Origin of the sequence: Actinomyces haliotis (genome assembly GCF_015355765.1) — a bacterium.
Lineage (GTDB): Bacteria > Actinomycetota > Actinomycetes > Actinomycetales > Actinomycetaceae > Actinomyces > Actinomyces haliotis.
In genome coordinates this window covers 36,165-58,188 of record NZ_JACWNA010000006.1, presented here as the reverse complement: position 1 = coordinate 58,188, position 22,024 = coordinate 36,165, and the positions used below count along the sequence as shown (strand labels likewise).

The 22,024-nt window shown below is 72.9% G+C and carries 10 protein-coding genes; 3 read left to right on the top strand and 7 right to left on the bottom strand.

Annotated elements, in window-relative coordinates; genetic code table 11:
* Positions 1–178 precede the first annotated feature (178 nt).
* Positions 179–1,618, top strand: coding sequence for a replication-associated recombination protein A (locus IXW69_RS04685; protein WP_194785210.1), 1,440 nt, complete (start codon positions 179–181; stop codon positions 1,616–1,618).
* Positions 1,619–1,705: 87 nt separating this feature from the next.
* Here IXW69_RS04685 and IXW69_RS04680 read toward each other — a convergent pair whose 3' ends face one another.
* The 7 genes from IXW69_RS04680 to IXW69_RS04650 form a co-directional block, all read right to left on the bottom strand.
* The gene (locus IXW69_RS04680) at positions 1,706–2,566 is read right to left on the bottom strand and encodes an SMP-30/gluconolactonase/LRE family protein (RefSeq protein WP_194785209.1); all 861 of its coding nucleotides are present in this window, start codon (positions 2,564–2,566) and stop codon (positions 1,706–1,708) included.
* Positions 2,567–2,826: 260 nt separating this feature from the next.
* Positions 2,827–5,718: a pullulanase-type alpha-1,6-glucosidase gene (gene pulA, locus IXW69_RS04675; RefSeq protein ID WP_194785208.1), complete on the bottom strand. Its 2,892-nt coding sequence runs from the start codon at positions 5,716–5,718 to the stop codon at positions 2,827–2,829.
* Between the two features lie 355 nt (positions 5,719–6,073).
* On the bottom strand, positions 6,074–10,015 hold the full coding sequence (gene pulA, locus IXW69_RS04670; RefSeq protein ID WP_323745176.1) for a pullulanase-type alpha-1,6-glucosidase: 3,942 nt from the start codon (positions 10,013–10,015) through the stop codon (positions 6,074–6,076).
* A gap of 236 nt (positions 10,016–10,251) precedes the next feature.
* Complete coding sequence (locus tag IXW69_RS04665; RefSeq protein WP_194785207.1) at positions 10,252–13,566, bottom strand: alpha-amylase family glycosyl hydrolase; 3,315 nt, start codon at positions 13,564–13,566, stop codon at positions 10,252–10,254.
* 304 nt (positions 13,567–13,870) lie between these two features.
* The gene (locus IXW69_RS04660; protein WP_194785206.1) at positions 13,871–14,599 is read right to left on the bottom strand and encodes a TetR/AcrR family transcriptional regulator; all 729 of its coding nucleotides are present in this window, start codon (positions 14,597–14,599) and stop codon (positions 13,871–13,873) included.
* A gap of 64 nt (positions 14,600–14,663) precedes the next feature.
* On the bottom strand, positions 14,664–16,451 hold the full coding sequence (locus IXW69_RS04655) for an ABC transporter ATP-binding protein (protein ID WP_194785205.1): 1,788 nt from the start codon (positions 16,449–16,451) through the stop codon (positions 14,664–14,666).
* A complete protein-coding gene (locus IXW69_RS04650; protein ID WP_194785204.1) occupies positions 16,448–18,577 on the bottom strand; it encodes an ABC transporter transmembrane domain-containing protein in 2,130 nt (709 codons plus the stop codon). Before IXW69_RS04650 ends, IXW69_RS04655 begins: the two co-directional genes overlap by 4 nt.
* 609 nt (positions 18,578–19,186) lie before the next feature.
* Here IXW69_RS04650 and IXW69_RS04645 point away from each other — a divergent pair.
* Together IXW69_RS04645 and IXW69_RS04640 are read left to right on the top strand one after the other, a co-directional pair.
* Positions 19,187–20,518, top strand: coding sequence for a MalY/PatB family protein (locus IXW69_RS04645; protein ID WP_194785203.1), 1,332 nt, complete (start codon positions 19,187–19,189; stop codon positions 20,516–20,518).
* Positions 20,519–20,707: 189 nt separating this feature from the next.
* The gene (locus tag IXW69_RS04640; RefSeq protein ID WP_194785202.1) at positions 20,708–21,937 is read left to right on the top strand and encodes a PLP-dependent transferase; all 1,230 of its coding nucleotides are present in this window, start codon (positions 20,708–20,710) and stop codon (positions 21,935–21,937) included.
* The last annotated feature ends 87 nt before the right edge of the window (positions 21,938–22,024 follow it).

Sequence of the window (22,024 nt, the reverse complement as noted above, 5' to 3'; positions counted from 1 at the left end):
CTTTAGACCACCAGCCCGCGTCTGGACCACCTCGCTCAATCTGGACCACCCACGACGTCGTCCCAGGTGGTCCAGACCGCGCTCGGTGGTCCGTAACCGGAGCGTGGCTCCCGCCGCTCCGGGGGGGCAGCCACGCACCCACCGCCATGACGTCGTACCTCCGCCGTAGCGTGGGGGCATGACCTCCTCCCCCAGCCTCTTCGACGCGGCCGCCGAGGACGGCGGCGCCGTCGTCGACGACCCGACACGCCCTCTCGCGGACCGGCTGCGCCCCCGCAGCCTCGAGGAGGTCGTCGGCCAGTCGCACCTGCTCGCCGACGACGCCCCGCTGGGCCGGATGGTGGCGCGCGGCCGGCTCTCCTCGATCATCCTGTGGGGCCCGCCAGGCTGCGGGAAGACGACGATCGCCCGTCTCCTGGCCGAGCGCACGGGCCTCGTCTTCGAGCAGGTGAGCGCCACCTTCTCCGGCGTCGCGGACCTGCGCAAGGTCTTCGCCACCGCCGCCCGACGCCGGGAGATCGGCCAGGGCACGCTGCTCTTCGTCGACGAGATCCACCGCTTCAACCGCGCCCAGCAGGACTCCTTCCTGCCCTACGTCGAGGACGGGACGGTCGTGCTCGTCGGCGCGACGACGGAGAACCCCTCCTTCGAGCTCAACGGGGCGCTCCTGTCGCGATGCCAGGTGCTCGTCCTCGGCCGGCTCGACGACGACGCCCTCGCCGAGCTGCTCGAGCGCGCCGAGGCGCTCACCGGGCGTTCCCTGCCGCTCACCGCAGACGGCCGCGCGGCCCTGCTCGCCATGGCCGACGGCGACGGACGCTACCTGCTGGGCATGGTCGAGCAGGTCCTCGAGGCCACGGCGCCTGGCGGTCTGCAGCCTTCACCTGACGCGGGAGGGGCCGCCCCGGGCAGCGCGCCCGGGCTGCTCGACGCGGAGGCGCTCACCGCCGTCGTCGCCTCGCGGGCGCCGCTGTACGACAAGACCTCTGAGGAGCACTACAACCTCATCTCCGCGCTCCACAAGTCCATGCGCGGGAGCGACCCTGACGCCGCCCTCTACTGGCTCTCCCGGATGCTATTGGGCGGGGAGGACCCGCTCTTCATCGCCCGACGCGTCGTGCGCTTCGCCAGCGAGGACGTCGGCGTGGCGGACCCGGCGGCACTGCAGGTGGCCCTCAACGCGTGGGAGACCTTCGAGCGGCTCGGGCACCCTGAGGGCGAGCTCGCGATCGCTCAGGCGGTCGTCTACCTGGCCACCGCGCCGAAGTCGATCAGCGTGTACCGGGGCTTCAACCGGGCGTGGAAGGCGGCGCAGCGCACGGGCTCCCTCATGCCGCCGGCCCACATTCTCAACGCCCCGACGCGCCTCATGAAGGACCTCGGCTACGGCGCCGGCTACCAGTACGACCCGGACACCGAGGACGGCTTCTCCGGCGCGGACTACATGCCTGTGGGCTACCCGGCCCCGGAGGAGCGGGAGCGCTTCTACGAGCCGACGGACCTCGGACACGAGCACCTCGTCCGCGAGCGCCTCGCCTACTGGGAGGAGCTGCGCGAGCGCAAGCGGGCAGAGGCCGCGGGGGACGCACCGACTCAGCGCCCCGGAGCCACGAGCTAGACCTCCCTGGTCGAGCGGGGCGCCGCCGGCGTCGTGCTCGTCCAGGGAGGTCTTGTTCGCTCACGTGACGGCGCCTCGGCCGCGCGCTCAGCCCCGGAACGGCAGGGGCGCCGTCCCCCGCACCCCGGCGTCGACGGCGTACACGGAGCCGGCCGCCGGCTCGACGTCGTCGGGCAGGTTCTCGCGAGACGTCGTCACGAACAGCGTCCCGAGGCCGGACTCCCCGAAGGAGCAGGCCGTCACCTGCCGCACCGGCAGCTCGACGACGGCGTCGAGGGTGCCGTCGGGGGCGTAGCGGCGCACGGCTGAGCCACCGTTGAGCGCGGTCCACACGCCGCCCTCGGCGTCGACCGTGAGTCCGTCCGGGTGCCCGTCCTCAGGATCGATCGTCACAAAGGGGCGCGGGCTGACGAGCCCGGAGTCGGCGTCGTAGTCGAGGAGCGTGATGGTGCCCGTCGGGGTGTCCGTCCAGTAGGCGTGCGTCCCGTCCGGGCTGAAGCCAAGGCCGTTGCAGATGGTGGCGCCGCCCCACGCGGTGACGGGCTTCGCGTCCGGACCGTCCCAGCGGTAGACGACGGCGGCGCCCTCCGCCTGGTCGTAGGCCATGGTGCCGACCCAGAACCGGCCCTCGGGGTCGCAGCCGCCCTCGTTGGTGCGGATGCCCGGGTCGGTGAGAAGGGTGGTGACCTCGAGCAGGTCGGAGAGGTCCTCCGCTCGGCCCAGGGCCACCCCGTGCTCGGTGGCCACGATCGCGCCGCCGCCGACGCGCGGCCGGATGACGGAGGCGACGGCGGAGGGCACGTCGAGGCGAGTGGGTCGGACGTCGTCGTCGAGCTCGACGACGACGCCGGCGAGCATGTCGACGAGGCGCAGACGGCCGGTGGCCTCCCACCAGCAGGGACCCTCGCCGTGGTACGTGATCGAGTCTGAGACGCGCTCTGCCTTCATGGGAGCAGCCTACGGATCCAACCGACCTCGACGGGGACAACGACCGACCTCGACGCGGAGACCGACCGACCTCGGTGGAGGGGCGCGCCGTCGGCCGCCGTCGCTTGGACCACCGACGTGAAAGTGGACCACGTGGCTGGGTCTGGACCACCGGAGCCACTGGCTGCGGAGGTCCAGATTCAGCGCGGTGGTCCAAAGCGCGAGAAGTGGAGCACGAGCGCTGGGAGAGGCGGGTGTCGGACGGCTCCTGCCGCAGCCCGTCAGTGCTCGACGAGCACGGCGACGGTCCTCGCGGGCACGCGCACGGTGCCCGTCGCCCGGTCGAAGGTCGTGCGGCGGACCACCTCGTCGGAGCCCTCGGCCTGCACGTCGCTCAGCTCGAGGAAGCGGCCCACGAGGTCGTCGCACTGCTGCTCCACCTCGTTCGGGGTCGCGTTGATGACGATGACGAGCCCGTCGAGGGCCGGGTCGAGGTCGGCCTCACCGGCGCCGTCGTCGACGACCATGAGGATGACGCCGGGCTGCGCCTGGTCCCCGCCCACGGGGAAGGAGACGCGCTCGAGGACGAGCTCGGCGGACCCCAGCGTGAACAGGGGGCTGGAGCGGCGCAGCCGGAGGAGGTCGAGGGCGGCCTCGGTGGCGGTGGCGATGTCGTGGGCGTCGGGGCGCAGCTCCTCGTGGGAGAGGAGCTCGGCCTGGAAGATCCACTGGTCGAAGTTACGGTTCGCGGGTGGCAGGCCCCTGCCCCAGCCGTTGTCCTGCCCGGTCCAGTCGATGGCGTTGAACCAGTCGCCGGAGTTGTAGGAGTCGGTGTCGAGGGACTTGCTGCGCAGCATCTCGGTGCCGGCCGCCCAGAAGGACGGCGTCTGCCCGAGGGTGACGCAGGCGAGGCAGACCGTGTTCATGCGGACGCGGTCCGCCATCGACGTGCCGATCGGCAGCTTGTAGGTGAGGCGGTCGAAGAGGGTCTCGTCGTCGTGGGCGTCGACGTAGGCGATGGACTCGACGGGCTCCGTGCCGTAGGCGGCGGCCTGGTCGCCGTAGCGGATCTCCTCGCCGCGGCGGTGCTCGCCGTCGGCGGTGCGCAGGACCATGTCGCGCAGGTTCCCGGCCAGGGAGAGGCGCACGAGGTCGGTGCGCCAGGCCAGGTCGGCGCGCAGGGAGCCCTCGTCGCGATCGTCGCGGCCGTTGGGGTCGGTGAGCTCGCCGGTGCCGAGGCCCTGAGCGGTGCGCGGGTCGGCGTCGAAGTGGGTGCCGCCGTGCACGGCGTCGCGGACGCGGTCGTTGAAGGTGCCGACGCCGGTGCCGCCGAGCTGCCCCTGGATCGCCTGGGTGAAGAGGGCATTGTTCGCGACCTCGCCCATGTTCCAGCCCTCGCCGTAGAGGAAGACCGGGTGGCCGACGGCTTCCTCGGCGACGGCGTCGAGCGCCTCGCGGAGCCGGTTCATCGTGTCGACGGAGTGGTAGCCCATGAGGTCGAAGCGGAAGCCGTCGACGTGGTACCGCTGCACCCAGCTGACGCAGGAGTCGATCATGAGCCGCTCGGCCATGGCGTGCTCGGTGGCGACGTTGTTGCAGCAGGTGCTCATCTCGATGTCGCCCGCAGCGTCGCGCCGGTGGTAGTAGCCGGGGACGATGCGGTCGAGGACGGACTGGGGGTCCTGGCCTGCGGCCGAGGTGTGGTTGTAGACCTGGTCGAGGACGACCTGGAGCCCCATGCCGTGCAGGGCTCCGACCATCCCGCGGAACTCGGCCGTGCGGGCGCCGCCGTCCTGGTGCCCGTCGGTGGCGTAGGAGCCCTCGGGCGCCTGGTAGTGGAAGGGGTCGTAGCCCCAGTTGAAGGCGTCCTCGTCGGCGACGGCGGCGACGGCGGCCTGCGGGCGGCGCGAGGCGGGCGAGGTCCCCTCGGGGATCTCGGGGACGCGCTGGCGGGCCCGGTCCTCGGGGACGGTCGCGAAGTCAAAGACCGGCAGGAGGTGGAGGGTGTCGATGCCGACCGCGGCGAGGCGGCGCAGGTGGCGGGTGCCCGCGGAGTCGAGCCCGAAGGCGGCGTAGGTGCCGCGCAGCTCCTCCGGGACGGTGGTGTCGGCGGCGGAGAAGTCGCGGACGTGGAGCTCGTAGATGCTCCGGGCGGCGTCGGAGACGACGTCGGGGGCCAGGTTCTCGGTCCAGGCCGCGGGCTTGAGGGCGTGCTGGTCGAGGTCGACGGCGACGGAGCGCGTCGAGTCGACGGTGAGGGCGAGAGAGTACGGGTCGGTCACGCGGTTGGTGACGATCTCGCCGGTGGTGTGGAGGAGGACCTCGATCTCCCAGAGGTACTGGGCGCCGGAGCCGACGACGCCGTCGGGGACCTCCCAGCGGCCGTCGTCGCGCCGCTCGGCCCGGGACCGGGTGGGCTCGCCGTCGACGGTGGGGACGGATCCGGTGGGGTCGCCGGTCTCCCAGCTGAGGAGGGTGACGTCGCGGGCGGTGGGGGCCCACACGGCGAAGGAGGGGGTGCGCGGGGCGGTGCCGCCCTGGGGGGCGGTGTGCTCGTGGAAGGTGACGCCGAGGGGGGCGGAGCCGTCGCGGACGGCGGCGCGCTCGCCCCAGAGCCGGTCGATGAGGGGCCAGGTCTGGACGCCGGTGAAGGCGGTGATCCAGCCGCCGGTGGCGGCGTCGGAGCGCTGGACGACGCTGAGGCGGCAGCGCATGAGGTCCTCGACGTCCTCGCGGGCGAGGCGGGGGCCGCCGTACTCGTCGGCGGTGGTGAGGGCGAGGTAGCCGGCGAGCTGGGGGTGGGCGGCGACGAGGGAGGGCTCGAGCTCTCCGACGACGCCGAGGGGCACCTCGTAGCCACGCTCACCGCGGTGGATGATCCCGTTCTCGAGGCGCGCCTGGCCGTCAGGGCTGACGACGAGGCCGAAGCCGACGTCGGGGGCGCGGAGGGGGCGCCCGCCGTCGGGACCGACGCAGTCGGCGCGCGCGACGCCGCGGGGCAGGAGGTCGGAGGGCCAGGCGAGGGTGGTCTCGTCGACCCAGTAGGCGTGTGCTCCTCCGAAGCCGGGGACGGCGACGAGGGCGGGGGCCTCGTGGTGGGCGGGCGGCTGGGACGGCGTGCCGGCGGAGTGCCCGGAGGGGGTGCTCGCGCTGGTGCGGGTGGGCGTGGTCATGGTCGGCCACCTTCCTGGTTGCTCGGGGTCAACTCTCCCACGACGCCGGCCCCGTGGTGGGGGTCCGTCGTGGTCGGCGCGGGGGGGACGTGCGGAGGTCGGACAGCCGGTGCCGACAGCGCTGCGCGTCGCGCCGTGCGGCCGGTGCGTATTCGCTCGGCATCCCCCGCACCTCCTCGCACCCCCGCGCCTCCTCGCACCCACCGCACGCCTTCGCACCCTGTGCGCGCCATCGAGACGTGTCAGGGGCGCGCACAGGGTGCAAGGCATGGGTGCGGGTGCGAGGGCGAGCGAACGGCGCAGCCGGGGTAGCGCGAGGGCTGAGCGGACGGCGCAGCCGGCGCAGCTCAACCTCTCAGCGGCCGGACCACCAGGGGCCGGGGACGCCGTGGTGCGACGGGTTCCAGGCGTTCCAGGGGCGGACCTTGCCGGGCTTGGGCTTCTGGTGACCCTTGCCGGGCTTCGGCGTCTGGTGCCCCTTCGCCTTGCCGTGGCCCTTCGTCGCCTTGGCCGTGGCCCCCGCGGTCGCGGTCGTCTTGGCCGTCGGGCTCGCGGAGGCCGTGGCCGTGGGGGCGACGGAGGCCGACGCCGTCGGCTGGCCAGTGGGCTCAGCGCTCGGCTCAGCCGTCGGGGCCGCCGTCGGCTGGGCCGTCGGCTGCTCGGTCGGCTGCTCGGTCGGCTGAGCGGTCGGCTGGTCACCGGCGCCGCCCTGCGGGTCGGTGAGGACCGCGACGGTGCGCGCCGGGACGGTGACCGCACCGGTCGCCGCGTCGTAGGTGACGCCCTTGACGGTCGAGTCGGAGCCGTCCGCCTGGATCGAGGAGAGCGCGAAGTCGCGGCCCTTGATCGAGCTGATCGTCTGCGTCGTCGCCTTGTTGGAGGCGTTGAAGACGACGAGGACGCCGTCGAGCTTCTTGTCGACGTCGGTCACCGAGCCGTCGGCGTTAGCGGCGGTGTCGTCGATGAGCATGTCGATGACGCCCGGGGTCGAGTTCGTGCCGGAGTCCGGGAAGGAGACCTTCGACTGGATGAGCGCGGCCGTACCGAGGGAGAACAGCGGCGTCGACTTGCGCAGGCGCAGGAGCGTCTCGGCCTGGGTGTCAGCGGTCGCGATGTCGGAGGCAGCGGGCTTGAGGGCCCCGTTCTCCAGGAGCGGCTTCATGATCTCCCACTTCGAGGAGTTCGAGGAGGCCATGGGCAGGCCCTTGGCGTAGCCGTTGGTCTGACCGGACCAGTCGATGGCGTTGAACCAGTCGCCGGAGTTGTACGAGTCGCGGTCGAGCGACTTGCTGCGCAGCATCTCGGTGCCGGCCGCCCAGAAGGACGGGGACTGACCGAGGGCCACGGTGGCGAGCGAGAGCGTGTTCATGCGGATCCGGTCCGCCATGGAGGTCGAGGTCGGGAGCTTGTAGATCCCGAGGTCGTAGAGGGTCTCGTTGTCGTGCGCGTCGACGTAGTTGATCGTCTCCTCGGGGCTGGAGGCGTAGCCGGCCGCCGCCCCGTTGTAGTCGATCTCGGAGCCCTTCTTGATCGTCCCGTCGGAGGTGGTGAAGGAGTAGCTCTTGAGGTTGCCGGCCAGCCCCAGCTTCACCAGGTCGGTGTTGTGCTGGAGGTTGGCGAGCTCCTCGGCGTCGGTGCGGTCGGACAGGCCGTTGGGGTCGGTGTACTGGCCGGTGCCGAAGCCCTGGTAGGTGCGGTGGTCGGAGTCGAAGGGGCCGCCGCCGTGGACGGCGTCGCGCAGGCGGTCGTTGAAGGTGCCGATGCCGGTGCCGTCGAGCTGCCCCTGGGTGGCGGTGGTGAACAGGGCGTTGTTGGCGATCTCGCCCATGTCCCAGCCCTCGCCGTAGAGGTAGATCGCCTTGCCGTTGACGCCGTCCTTGGAGACGGTGAGGGAGTCGAGGGCGGCGCGCAGGGCCTTCATGGTCGCCACGGAGTGGTAGCCCATGAGGTCGAAGCGGAAGCCGTCGACGTGGTAGTCGCGGGCCCAGGTGACGACGGAGTCGATCATGAGGCGGGCGGCCATGGCGTTCTCGGTGGCCGTGTTCGAGCAGCACGTCGAGGTCTGGACGGCGCCCGTGGCGTCGAGGCGCTGGTAGTAGCCGGGGACGATCTTGTCGAGGACCGACTTGTCGGCCTGGCCGGCGGCGGCGGTGTGGTTGAAGACCTCGTCGAGGACGACCTGGAGGCCGGTGGCGTGGAGCGCCCCGACCATCTCTCGGAACTGGTAGGTGCGGGCGCCGCCGTCCTGGTTGCCGTCGGTGGCGTAGGAGCCCTCGGGCGTCGTGTAGTGCCAGGGGTCGTACCCCCAGTTGTAGGCGTCGGTCTCCGCCGTCGAGGCGACGGCGGCCTGCTGCTCCTCGCTCGCCGCACCGGCGTCCGGGACGGTCGCGGTGACCTGCTTGGAGCGGTCCTCCTCGATCGAGGCGATGTCGAAGGTCGGCAGGAGGTGGACGGTGTCGACGCCCGACTTCGCCAGCTGGGCGAGGTGCTTCATGCCGTCGGAGGACTTCTCGGTGAAGGCGAGGTAGGTGCCGCGCTCGTCAGCCGGGACGGTCTTGTCGGAGGCGGAGAAGTCGCGGACGTGGAGCTCGTAGATGGTGCGCGAGGCGTTGTTAGCGACCTTCGGGGAGACCGTCGTCGCCCACTGCTGCGGGGCGAGGGCAGCGTTGGAGAGGTCGACGGCGACGGAACGCGTCGAGTCGAGCGTGAGAGCCAGCGAGTAGGGGTCGGTGACCGTGTTGGTCACGATCTTCCCGGTGCTCGGCGCGTAGACGGTGACCTCCCAGAGGTACTGGGAGCCGGCCGTGATGGCGCCGTCGGCGTTGTCGACGACCCAGCGGCCGTCGTCGCCGCGGACGGCGTCGTGGCGGACCGCGTCGCCGGAGACCTCGGGGACGGAGCCGGTGGGGTCGCCGGTGGCCCAGGTGAGCAGGGTGACCTTCTGGGCGGTGGGGGCCCAGACGGCGAGGGAGCGCAGGAGGCCGGTCTCGAAGGTGGCGCCGAGGTCGCCCTTCTGGGCGGCCTGACCGTAGAGCGAGTCGACGGCGATGGCGGTCTGGACGCCGGTGAAGGCGGAGACGGTCGTCTCGGCGCCGGCGGTGCCGGTCCCGCGCTGGACGACGTCGACCTGCCCCTCGAGGGCGGTGACGACCTCGTCGTGGCTGAGGGCGGCGGCGCCGTCGGCCGACTCGAGGCTGAGGGCGACGTAGCCCTTGAGGTTCGGGTGGGCGGTGAGGACGTCGTCGGGGAGGTTCCCGGCCACGCGGAGGGCGGTCTCGGTGCCGCCGGTGACGGCGCCGTCGGTGAGGGCGGCGGTGGCGTCGTGGCTGGTGACGAGCGCGTAGGAGACGGGGGCGTCCGCCGCCGGGGCGCCGTCGTCGGCGACGAGGTCGGTGCGGGAGACGCCGGAGGGCAGGAGGGAGGTAGGCCACGCGAGGGTAGTCGCGTCGATCCAGTAGGCGTCCTGCTCGCCGACGCCGGCGGCCTGCGGGTCGGTCACGGCGATGGTGAGGACGTGGGTGTCGCGCGTGTAGGTGAAGGTGACGTCCTTGCCGGCGGTCGCCGAGAAGGAGTAGTTGTCGCCGCCGGCCTTGCCGTCGACGCCGTAGTTGACGTCCCAGGAAAGGGACTCGGAGACCTTGACCTGGTAGGAGCCGGTCGGGATCTTGTTCGTGGTGAAGGTCCAGGTGCCGTCGCCCTGGGGTCGCATGGCGGCGGCGAGGCAGTCGGGGGCCCAGTCGGAGCCGCAGCCGAGGGCGGCCTGGAAGGAGCCGGCGAGCGTGATGATCGGCTCGGAGGCGTTGGTCCAGGAGACGTGGCTGACGGGGTCGTAGAGGAAGGTGACCTTGCCGCCGGTGGTCGTGTAGCTGATGTTGTCCCCGCCGGAGACGCCGTCAGCGCCGTAGCTCTCGTCCCAGGTCCCGCCGACGGCGACCTTGTACTCGTAGGTGCCGGCGGGCAGGTCGAAGGTGCCGGTGAAGAGGCCGGAGGCCTGGTCGTAGGTGAGGGCGGCCCGGGTGCAGGAGACGTCCCAGTCGGAGCCGCAGCCCATCTCCGTGTTGTGGCTGCCGGGGACGGTGACGGCGAAGTCCGCGGCGGCGTCCGCTGCTTCGGCGACGGCCGTCCGCGTGGCCTCGGCGGTCGCAGTGGCTGCCGGGGTCGCGTCGTCGGCGGCGGCGGGGGCGACCGCGGCGGCCAGGCTCGTTCCGGTGAGGGCGAGCGCGGCGGCCGCGAGCACGCTCGCGAGGCGGCGCCTGCCGCGGCCGGGCGCCCTGGTGGTGCGCAGGTGGGTGGACACGGGGACTCCTTCGTCTGTGCTGGGAGGTGGGGTACCGGGCGGACACCCGGCGGTGTGCCGGGGGCCCGGACGACGATGCCGGGCGGCGGCCCGGCGGCCCCGCCCTTCGACGGCCGTGCGGTCGGCGAGCGGCGGGGCGCTGGCGGCGGCGCCCGCGGGAGGCGGGTCGGCGCCGGGTCGGTGGCGGCAGGTCGTCGCCGACCGGTCAGCGGCCGGTCAGCGGCGGTCGGTTGGGTTCAGGGGCGGGAGCTCCAGCCCAGGTGCAGGCCGGGCCAGGCGGTGCTGCGCGCCTGGGAGCCGGACCATCCCCAGGGGCCGGGGACGCGGCCCCTGCCCCGGCCAGGGCCGCCGGGCTGGTGACCGTGCCCCTTCCCGGAGTGCGTCGAGCCGTGCCCCTTCCCGGAGTGCGTCGAGCCGTGTCCCTTGCCCGGGTGCGCGGATCCCCGACTCGGCGTGGCGGTCGCGCTCGCGGACGCCGTGGGCCGACTCGAGGCGGACGGGCTCGCCGTGGGGATGGCCGACGCGCTCGCCGGGGCGCTCGGCTCGGTCGTCGGGGAAGCCGTCGGGCTCGCCGTCGGCTCGGGATCGATGACGCTGCCGGAGCGGGTGGGCGTCGCCGTCGGCGTGGAGCTGGGCTCCCCGCTGGGCTCGGCCGACGCCGTCGCGCTGGGCGTAGCGGTCGGCTCGGTGCTCGCGCCGTCGAGGGAGGTCCAGGCCTTGTGCGTCGTCGGGTCGTAGGTGAAGGCCACCTGGCCGCCCGTCGTCGTGTAGGTCATGTTGTCGCCGCCCGCGACGCCGTGGGCGCCGTAGTTCTCGTCCCAGGAGCCGCCGACGGCGACCTTCCACTCGTAGGTGCCGGCCGGGATCGTGAAGGTCCCGGTGTACAGGCCGGTGGCGGGGTCGAGGGTGAGGGCCGCCTGGGTGCAGGCGGGCATCCAGTCGCTGGCGCACCCCATGGCCGCGTTGTGGCTCCCGGGCACGGTCACCAGGCCGGTGGTGTCGCTGGTGGTGGAGACCTGACCGCTCAGGTCCGCGCCGACGACGGCGAGGGCGGAGTCCGCGGCGCGGTTCCCGGCGGCGTCGGTGGTGACGGCGCGGACCTCGAGGACGGTGCCGTCGGCGAGGCCGGAGACGTCGGCGAAGACGCGCGGGGTGTCGTCCTCGGCGGTGCCGATGGTCGTCCACTCAGTCGAGCCGAGGGGCCGGTAGGAGAAGGTGGTCTCGGCCCAGCGGTGGGAGGCGGTCGTCGCGGAGACGGCGGCGGCCGTGCCCGAGAGGCTGGAGCCGTCGGCGAGGTCCAGGCTGATCGTGGGGGCGTTGGCGTCACTCGCCACCACGGTGCGGTCGGCCTTGAGGACGACGGCGGACAGGGCGGGCACGGTGAGCGTGACGGTGCCGTCGCCGTCGGCGGTGACGGGGGTCTGCGTGCCGTACAGAGGCGTGTAGGTCGAACCGGGGGTGAGTGTCGTGAAGGTGGCGGCGCGGTCCTCGGTCGCGTTGTTGAGGGCGACGAGGTGCTCGACCTTCTCGTCGCGGTCGACGCGGGCGAAGGCGTAGACGCCGGCGCCGTCGTCGGCGTGGAGCTCGATCTGGGACCCGGTCGACAGGGCCTTGCTACTGCGGCGCAGCGTCGCGAGCCCGGAGATCCGCTGGTAGAGCGCCGAGGAGGTGTCGTAGTGGTCGGAGGTCCCCTCGGTGGTGCCGTCGACGAGCTGCTCGGTGCCGAAGGCGCTCACCTGGGTGCCGAACATGTCCTGACGTGAGGCCTTGTCACCGCCGGAGCCGGCGAAGCCCTGCTCGTCGCCGTAGTAGACGACGGGCTGGCCGCGGGTGAGGAACATGAGCTCGTGGGCGAGCTCGTCACGCCTGAGGGTCTCCGCGGAGCCGGTGCCGCCGTTGAGGAGGTAGCCGAGGCGGCCCATGTCGTGGTTGCCGAGGAAGGTTGGCTCGGCGTACACGCTCGAGTGGACGGTCGTGTAGTAGTCGTCGGAGGCGAAGAGCTGGGACAGCCCGCCGGCGGTGTAGCCCTTGACGTAGTTGAGCGCGCCGGCCTGGAAGGCGAAGTCGAGGGTGGCGTCCATGCCCGTCTGGCGGACGTAGGGGCTCGTCTTCGTAGCGTCGGCGTCGTAGACCTCGCCGAAGGTGAAGAAGTCGGGGTTGGTCTGGGCGGCGTGGGCGTCGACTGCGGTCGTCCACGTCTTCCAGAAGTCGAAGTTGACGTGCTTGACGGTGTCGATGCGGAAGCCGTCGACGCCGAAGTCCATCCACGTCTCGTAGACGTTCTCGAAGGTCTTCTCGACCTTCGGGTTCTCCGTCATGAGGTCGTCGAGCCCGTCGAAGTCGCCCATCGTGACGGACTCGCCCGTCCACGTCGAGTTGCCGCGGTTGTGGTACAGCGTGACGTCGTTGAGGGCGTCGGGGATGACGGTGCCCTTGCGGACGGGCGTGTACGGGAAGGAGCTCGTCGCGGACAGGGTCGGGAAGCCGTCCTTGTTGGCGAGGGCCGAGATGTCGATCGTGTTCCCGGCGGCGTCCGTGTAGGGCTTGGTGGCCGTGTCGACGTAGGAGTACTGGCCCTCCTCGTAGTCGATGAGGTCCGCGGTGTGGTTGGTGATGATGTCGAGGTAGAGCTTCATCCCGCGGGCGTGGAGCGCGTCGCGCAGCTTGGCGAGGGCGGCGTTGCCGCCGAGGTGGGGATCGATGCTCGTGAAGTCGGTGACCCAGTAGCCGTGGTAGCCGGCGGACTCGTTGGCGCCCTCGCCCTGCGTGGGCTTGTTCGTGAAGGAGGGGGTGAGCCACACGGCGGTGGTGCCGAGGGACTGGATGTAGTCGAGGTGGTCGATGATCCCCTGGATGTCGCCGCCGTGGTAGTAGCCCTCGTCGGTGGGGTCGAGACCGGTGACGCTGCGGCCGCCTGTGAGGCCGCCGGTGTCGTTGGAGGTGTCCCCGTTGGCGAAGCGGTCCGTCATGATGAAGTAGAACTGCTCGTTCCCACCCTGGCGGACGGGGGCGGAGACGAGGGAGTCGTCGGAGGCCGTGTAGGAGCCAGCGAGGTCGTCGCTCGCGAGGGCGAGACGGTGGGTGTCCTGGTTCCAGGCGAAGGTGAGGGAGGCGGGCTGCTGGAGGACGAGCGGGATGTTGTCCCCGCCCTCGGCGCCGTCCTTGCCGTAGGAGACGTCCCAGGTGCCGTTGAGGGCGGCCTTCACCTCGTAGGAGCCGGCGGGGACGGTCGCGGTGTAGGTCCAGGTGCCGTCGCCGTCGGGGTCCGTGAGCGCCGTGGTGGTGCAGGCGGGGGCCCAGTCGGCGTCGCAGCCGAGCTCGTCCTGCAGGGAGCCGACGACGGTGACGGAGCTCGGCGAGGCGGCGTCGGCGGCGCTCGCTGTGGAGCCGAGGCCGGCGGCGGCCGTGCCCGTGAGGGCGAGGGCCGCGGCGGCGACGACGCCGGTGGCGCGGCGGGTGCGGGTGCGGGGCGCGCGGGCGCTGCTCGGGCGGGCGCCATCGGTGCGGTGTCCCGACGCCGCTGGGACGGCGTGCAAGAGGTGCAAGCGCATGGAGACTCCTTCGTCTGCGCTTCCGCTCCGGGCCTGTGGGAACCCGGAGGTACGCGGGTCGTTCCGCGCCAGGATGGGATGAGACGAAGGTTACGGTTCCGTCTCGACGGCTGCAAGACCTGCAAGCCGTACAGATGCCTTGCGGGTGCGCGCGACGATGAGCGCCCGGCGTCGCGAGGCGGACGGGCAGGAGCAGAGGGCATGGGCGAGCCCCGGACGTGAGTGGGGCGGCACCCTCCCACGGGGCGCGCGAACGACGTCGGGCCAGCGGCCTCGGGGAGCCCGTGGGGCTCGAAGGCTGCGCTCAGTCGGCGGTCGGGACGGACAGGCGCGCGAGGAGCTCGGGCAGGGTCCTGTCGAGGAGCCCGGTGAGGACGTCGTCGCCGTTCATGAGGGCCATGCGCATGGAGCGCTCGGCCGCCGCGGAGATGATCTCGGTCGTGTCCTCGGGGCTGAGGAGGCACTCGCGGCCGAGGGCACCCAGGCCGGCGACGAGGATCTCGGTGAGGGAGGCCGTGAAGCAGGCGTAGGCGGCGCCGAGGCTCGGGGCGTGCTCCTCGTCGCGGATGACGTAGGCGGCGAACTCCTCCTGGAGGAGGTAGAAGTCGCGGCTCATGGGGAGGGAGGCGAGGAAGCGGTCGGCGAGGTCGGCGACGGCGTCGGTGACCTCCTCGTCGGTGTGCGACTCGGCGCGGTGCGTCCCTTCGTCGATGGCGGAGGCGACCAGGTCGTGGACGAAGTCGGCCATCTGGTTCCACTGCACCTCCGCGAGGCGGTGGACGAAGTGGTCCATGTCCGTGAAGTTCGAGTAGAAGGCGCCCCGGGTGAAGCCGGCGCGGCCGCACAGGTCGCCGACGCTCATGGCGCCGATCCCCTTCTCGGCCACGACGTCGCGGCCGGCGGCCAGGAGCGCCGCCTGGGTCTGGGCGCGCTTCTCACTGGGAGTTCCGGCGATGACGCGACGCACCGCGGCACGGCGGCCGGAGATGCGGGCCCCCACGGCGGCGAGGAGGTCCTCAGGGTCCTTGGGCATGCAAGTACCGTAGCCCGCTCTCACACCCGACGTTCAGGTTCGCCGCCACATGAGCACGCCAGGCTCAGCGGCTGCTCCAGGCCTCCCAGAGCTTCGTGTACTCGCCACCCGCGGCCACCAGCTCGTCGTGCGGCCCCAGCTCCACGATCCGCCCGTCGATGACGACGGCGACCCGGTCCGCCACCACCGCCGTGTCGAGGCGGTGCGCGATGGCGATGACGGTGCGGTCCGCGAGGACGGCGTCGATGGCGCGCTCGGCCGAGCGCGCGACGGCGGGGTCGAGGAGGCTCGTCGCCTCGTCGAGGATGAGGGTGGCGGGGTCCGTGAGGACGATGCGGGCGAGCGCGACCTGCTGCGCCTGCCCCGGGTCGAGCACGACCCCGCCGGCGCCGACGAGCGTGGCGAGCCCGTCGGAGAGCCCGGCGACCCACGGCCCGGCGCCGACGACGTCGAGGGCCTGCGCGATCTCGGCGTCGGTGGCGTCGGCCCGCGCGATGCGCAGGTTGTCGGCGAGGGAGCAGGCGAAGACGTGGTGCTCCTGGGTGACGAGGGCGACCTCGCGGTGCAGGGCCGACTCGGTCAGCGCCGTGAGGTCGGTGCCCTCGCCGTCGGGACCGCCGTGGCCCACGGTGACGCGGCCGCGCGTGGGCGGGTGGACGCCGGCGAGCATCCGCCCGAGCGTCGACTTCCCCGAGCCGGACGGCCCGACGAGGACGAGTCTCTCCCCCGGCACGATCTCGAGGTCGACGTCGTGGAGGACGTCGTGCCCCTCGCGGTAGGCGTAGGAGACGCCGCGGACGCGCGGCGGGTCAGGGACGACGGCGTCGGTGACGGCCTCTCGGTCCGGCTCCACGAGCTCGACCCCGACGATGCGGGCGAGCGCCGCCGACGCCGACTGGAGGGAGTCGAGCCAGAAGGTGACGTCGCTGACTGGCCCGCGCAGCTGGACCGCGTAGAGGGCGACGGCGGTGACGGCGCCGAGGGTGACGGTGCCGTGCCCGACGAGCCACCCGCCCCATAGCACCGTGGTGATGAGGGGCAGCATGACGGCGACGCCGAGCCCGCTGATGAGGACGCAGCGCAGGAACAGCGTGTACTGCTCCGTGGCCCAGACCTCGCGCAGGGCGCGGTCGAGGACTCGGTTGCGGCGCGCGCCGAGGGCCTGGGCGTCGACGGTGTCGGCCTGGTCGGCGGTCTCGGCGACGACGCCGTCGACCTCGGCCCACAGGGCGTTCATCGCCTTGTACCCGGGAACGACGTGGCGCAGGTACCAGCGGCCGACGGGCACGGCGATGACCGCGCTCGTCAGCATGCAGACGCCGAGGAGCGGCGAGGTCACGAGGGCCGCGACCGTCACCGAGACGATGGTGAGGACGATGACGAGGATCTGGGAGACGCCGCGCTGGACGACGAAGCGGATGGACTCCAGGTCGTGGCTCGTGCGGCCGAGGAGGTCGCCGGTGCCGGCGGACTCGACGACGCTCAGCGGCAGGTGCATGGCGGCGCCGACGAGGCGCTCGCGCAGCTCGGCGAACACCCGTTCGCCGAGGATGCGGGCGAGGTACTCCCCCGCGCCCGTGAGGAGGGCGTTGAGGGAGGCGAGCGCGATGACGACGGCGATGAGGCCGTGGAGGCGACCGGAGGCGGCCGCGTGGGACAGGCCTGAGCGGCCGGCGGTCTCGACGAGGTCGACCATCGACCCGAGGAGCCGAGGGATCGCGACGGAGGCGACCGCTGCGGCGAGCTGGGTGACGGTGACGAGGGCGAAGGCGAGCTTGTGGTCGGCCAGGAGGGTGCCGAAGCGGCGTCGGACCTGGGCGGAGCTGGCGACGGGCAGACGGACGGCGCTCATCGGTCGGTCTCCTTCGGCATCTGCTCCCGCTCACCGTTCCCGCCGAGGTCGGACGCTATTACCGTCGAGGTCGGTTGATCCGCGCGCCGAGGTCGGTCGCCCGTGGACCGTGAGCCGACCTCGGCACGGGTAACGACCGACCTCGGCGAGGGGGCGGGTGCGACGGCCTGGGCGGTGTCCTGTGCGGTCTCCTGACCCGCCTCGGTGGCGTCGGCCCCGCGCTCGACGACGGCCCGGTAGGCCGCGAGCGCGGAGAGCTCGTGGTGGCTGCCCCGGGCGAGCTCGCGGACGGACGCGTCCGGCCCCTCGCCCTCGGTGGCGAGCAGGACCACCTCGTCGCAGCGGGAGAGCAGCAGCGGCGAGGGCGTGACGACGACGGTCGTGGCCCCGGCCCGCTCGGCGCGCAGCCGCTGGGCGACGAGGTCCTCGGTGTGGGAGTCGAGCGCGCTCGTCGGCTCCACCAGGACGAGCACGGGTGCGCGGCGGGCGACCGCGCGCGCCAGGGCGAGGCGCTGGCGCTGTCCGCCGGAGAGATTGCGCGCCTTCTCGGTGAGCTGGCCGCCCAGGCCCCCGAGCGAGTCGACGACGTCGCCGGCCACGGCCACCTCGAGGGCGTGCGAGGCCGCCGCCTCCTGCTCGGCGGTGAGCGCCACGTCGGCGCGGGTGGCGTCGGGGCGCAGGGGGCCGGCGTGCGTGCGGAGGAGCTCGGGCAGCACGCGCGTCTCGGCCAGGGGAACGTCGTCGCCGAGGACCTCGGCGGCGAGCGGCCCGGCGAAGGCCTCGGCGTGCGCGCCGGAGACGACGACGGTCCGCCGCACCGTGCTCACCGGGACGCGGCGGAGGTCGGTGCCGCCGAGCGTCACCGCGGCGACGTCGTCGGGCCGCCCGAGCCGCTCGGCGAGGGCCGCGGAGGCGCCGGGGACCGCGCACACCAACGCCGTCATGGCGCCGCCGCGCAGGCGCACCCCGCTGGTGGCGTCGACGAGGTCGCCGCGCGCGTCGATGACGGCGGAGGGGTCGACGGCGTCGTCGGTGGTGAGGGGCTCGACGGCGGCCACGCGAGTCACCTTCTTCGCCCCGACCCACGCGCGCGTCATGAACTGCATGAGGTCGGCGAGCGACCCGAGGGGCCAGATGAGGTAGGTGGTGTAGCCGTAGAAGGTGACGAAGTCGCCGACGGTGATGCGCCCGGAGAAGGCGGCCTGGGCGGTGGCGCCGACGACGGCCGCGGTGAGGATCATCGGGGCGCCGGCACGGATCGCGGCGAGGAGCGCCTGGGTGGAGGCGACCTTGATGCCGGCGTCGCGGACCTTGGCTGACTGCTCGGCGTAGCGGGCGGAGTAGACGTCCTCGCCGCCGATGCCGCGCAGGACGCGCAGCCCGGCGACGACGTCGGTGGTGACGGTCGTGAGCCGCCCCTGCTCCTCGCGCTGGACGCTCATGCGCTTGTTGAGCGGCTTGAGGAGCGCGCCGACGAGGAGGAGCACGACGGGCAGGCCGAGGAGGACGAGCAGTCCGAGCCCGGCGTCCATGCGCAGCATGAGGACGCCGACGACGACGGTGGACACGAGCGCTCCGACGACGTTGGCGACGAAGTACATGAGGGCGCCGATGGAGTCGGAGTCCGCGGTGACGGTGGAGACGACGTCGCCCGAGGCGATCTGGCGGGTGACGGCGCGGGGCCTGTCGCCGAGGCGGTGCGCGGCGCCGCGGGCGCTCGGCTGCCAGCCGGTGGCCCAGGCGCCCATGGAGAACATCTCGGTGAGGCCGCCGATGATCCCACCACCGATCCCGAGGCCCGCGAGCGCGAGGAGCCCGGGTAGGAGGTCAGTGGACAGCCCGTGATCGAGACCGTGGTCGACGACGGCGCCGATGACCGGGGAGATGAGGCCGGCCGCCAGGTAGGACAGGCTCGACAGGACGGCGGCGATGGTCAGCGGCAGCCAGGAGCCGCGCAGGAGCGCGCGCACCCAGGCGCCGGGGCGCTCGGCGAAGTCGCCGGTGAGGGCGGGGCGCGGGGCGGGTGTGATGGTGAGGAAGGAGGGCCAGCGGTGCGGGTGGCGGGCCAGGCGCGGCCCGTCGTCGGGCACGGAGGCGGCAGGGTGCGCAGAGGTGCGCGCGGTCATGGGTGTCTCGTCTCGTCAGCGTGGGGCACCGGCGCGACGCGAGCGGGGATCGAGCGTGCGCGGTGCGGGAATGACCTCCGTCAGGCGCCTTGAGAGAACGGGCAGTGGCCGTTCAGGTGCGTGACGGGCGGGTGGCGGCTCCGGCGGGGACCGGAGCGCCGGTCACTTATCGATGACGAGCGTGATGAACATGGTGTCACCATAAGCGAAGCCTCTCGGGTGCGGCAAGAGGCACGCGCGGGGGGCGGGCCACCGGCCGGACGCGTCTTGACGCCGACCGCTTGGTCGGGCTTACCCTCACCCCATGATCGCCTCGACGCCCACGACCCGCACCGCGCTGCTGCGTGCCCTGGTCATGCGTCGAATGTGCATGTGCTGACAGCGCCAGCCGTCGCTGTAGCCCCGAAACGGTCAGAGCAGAGCGCCCGGTAGCCCGCCGCTCGCAGGCTCCGCAGGACCCACCCGACGTCCCGCGTCGACACCACCGTCACCCACGCGCGCAGCATCCCTTCCCGCGTCGCCGTCCGGACCCCACGAGGTGCCCGGAGCCGACCCGCACGCGCGCCCGGCCGCCCACCAGGCACCACGCCTGGAGGCAAAGGACCAGCCATGCCCTCGATCACCTTCGACTCCGTCGTCGACCCCTACTGTCCCGTCGGGACCCCGCTCATCGGCTCCCGCGGCGCGAGCGACTTCTCGCAGTTCGACCTCGTCCACGACCGCCGCGGCACCGCCTCCCTCAAGTGGGACTTCACCGCGCAGCGCGGCCGTCCTGAGGGCGTCCTGCCCCTGTGGGTCGCGGACATGGACCACCAGACGGCGCCCGGCGTCACCTCGACCCTGCTGTGGCGGGTGCGTCACGGGATCTTCGGCTACTCCGACCCCGACGGCGCCTACGACGCCGCGCTCTCAGGCTGGTTCGCCCGCCGCTACGACTGGGAGATCGACCCGGGGTGGAACGTCGTCACCCCCGGCGTCGTCCCCGCCCTCGCCCTCGCCGTCCGCGCCTACACGGAGCCCGGCGACGCCGTCGTCATCGAGGAGCCCGTCTACTACCCCTTCCGCGAGGTCGTCGAGGACAACGACCGCGTCGTCGCCGCCGCCCCGCTGACCCGCGACTCGGAGGGCGTCTACCGTCGCGACACCGCCGCCCTCGAGGAGACCCTCGAGCGCACCGACGCGAAGGTCCTCCTCCTGTGCAACCCGCACAACCCCGTCGGGCGCGTGTGGACCCGCGAGGAGCTGACCGAGCTGGCGGAGATCGCCCGCCGTCACGACGTCATCGTCGTCGCCGACGAGATCCACGCGGACCTCGCCCTCCCGGGCCACCGGACGACGCCCTTCGCCTCCGTGAGCGAGGACGCGCTGGCGCGCACGATCAGCTGCACCTCGCCGTCGAAGGCCTTCAACCTGGCCGGCCTGCAGAACGCCAACATCCTCATCGCCGACGACGGCCTGCGCGCCCGCTTCCGGGCCGAGGTCAACCGCTTCGGCTACTCCCAGCCCAACGCCCTGGGCCTGGTCGCCTGCCGCGCCGCCTACGAGTCCGGCGACGCCTGGCTCGATGAGCTGCGCGAGCACGTCGCCGCCGCGCGCGCCCACGTCGAGGAGCGACTCGCCTCGGTGCCCGGCATCGAGGTCGCACCCTGCGAGGGCACCTACCTCCTGTGGCTCGACTGCTCGGGGCTGCTCGACGACGCCGGCCTGGACTACTGCGAGCTCGACTCCTTCATCCTCGAGGAGGCCGGGCTGTGGCTCGACGACGGCGCGATCTTCGGGGTCGGCGGTGAGGGCTTCACGCGCATCAACGTCGCCTGCCCCCGCGCCACGCTCGACGAGGCCCTCGACCGGCTCGCCGCCGGCGTCGAGGCCCTGCTGGCGCGCCAGGCGAACCAGACCCGCGCCGGCGGGGCCTGCGCCGCGGCCGTCCCCGCCGCCTGACGTCGGCGCCTGACGTGGGGCAGCCGCCCCCGCACCACGAGATCGGGACCTCCCGACCTCGAGATCGGGACATCCACGCGCTGAGCCGACCGAGCCGTCAGCCCGACCGCACGCCGGTCCTCCGACACCCCGTCCCCGTCCCCTCCCCACCACCCCACTGGCACCGCACGACACGTTCAGGAGCACACGATGACCACGCACGAGAACCCCGTCCCCGCCTGTCCCGACTCCCCCGAGGCGGCGATCCCCGCCTACGACGACCGCTCCGCGATCCGTGCCGTCCCGGTGCACCACCACCCCTCCTGGTCGGACGAGTCCCCGCAGTGGGGCATCGAGACCGTCCTGTCCCACGTCGGCACCCTCACCGACCCCACCACCGGCGCGATCACGACGCCGATCCACCTCTCGACCGCCTTCGGTCACCCGGGGCTGCGCCAGTCCACCGGCTACGACTACGCCCGCACCTCGACCCCGACGCGCGACGTCCTCCAGGACGCGCTCGCCCGGCTCGACGGCGGTGTCGCAGGCTTCGCGACCGCGACCGGCATGGCCGCCGTCCAGCTCGTCGTCGAGGCCCTCGCCCCGCACGGCTCGCGGATCGTCGCCCTGGAGGACCTCTACGGCGGAAGCTTCCGCTACCTGCAGGTCCTCAAGGCGGAGGGCTCCTACGACGTCGACTTCGTCTTCGGCGAGGACGAGCTGCGGACGGCTCTGCAGTCCCCCGCCTCCCTCGTCCTCATCGAGACCCCGACGAACCCGATGATGGCGACCTTCGACGTCGACGCCGTCGCCGAGCTCGCGCACGCCGCCGGGGCGCTCCTCGCCGTCGACAACACCTTCTACACGCCGGTCAACCTGCGCCCTCTCGAGCACGGGGCGGACGTCTCCCTGGCCTCGGGCACGAAGTACCTGGGCGGGCACAACGACGTCTCCGCCGGGACGATCGTGGTCTCGGACCCGGCCCTGGGCGAGCGGCTCCAGTACCGGATCAACACGACCGGCGCGACGCTCGACCCCTTCAGCTCCTTCCTGCTGCTGCGCGGCATGAAGACCCTCGCGCTGCGCATGGAGCGTCACGAGGCCAACGCGAAGAAGGTCGCCGCGTTCCTCGAGGCGAGCGAGCACGTCACCCGCCTCCTCTACCCGGGCAAGTCCGGGATGATCTCCTTCGACCTGGCCGAGGACGTCGACATCGCGGTCTTCCTCGAGTCCGTGCGGGTCTTCACCTTCGCCGAGTCCCTCGGCGGCGTCGAGTCGCTCGTCACCTGCCCGAGCGTGCAGACCCACGCGGACGTGCCGCCGGAGACCCGCGAGAAGTACGGCCTCACGGACCGGCTCCTGCGCCTCAGCGTCGGGATCGAGACCGCCCAGGACCTCGTCGAGGACCTGCGCCAGGCCCTCGAGACCGGCGCCGCCTGAGCCCGGCCGCGCACGGCCGGACGCTGTCCACGAGGGCGCGTCAGAGCCCTGTCGGCACACCCTCGCCAAACGCAGAGGCGCCCCGAC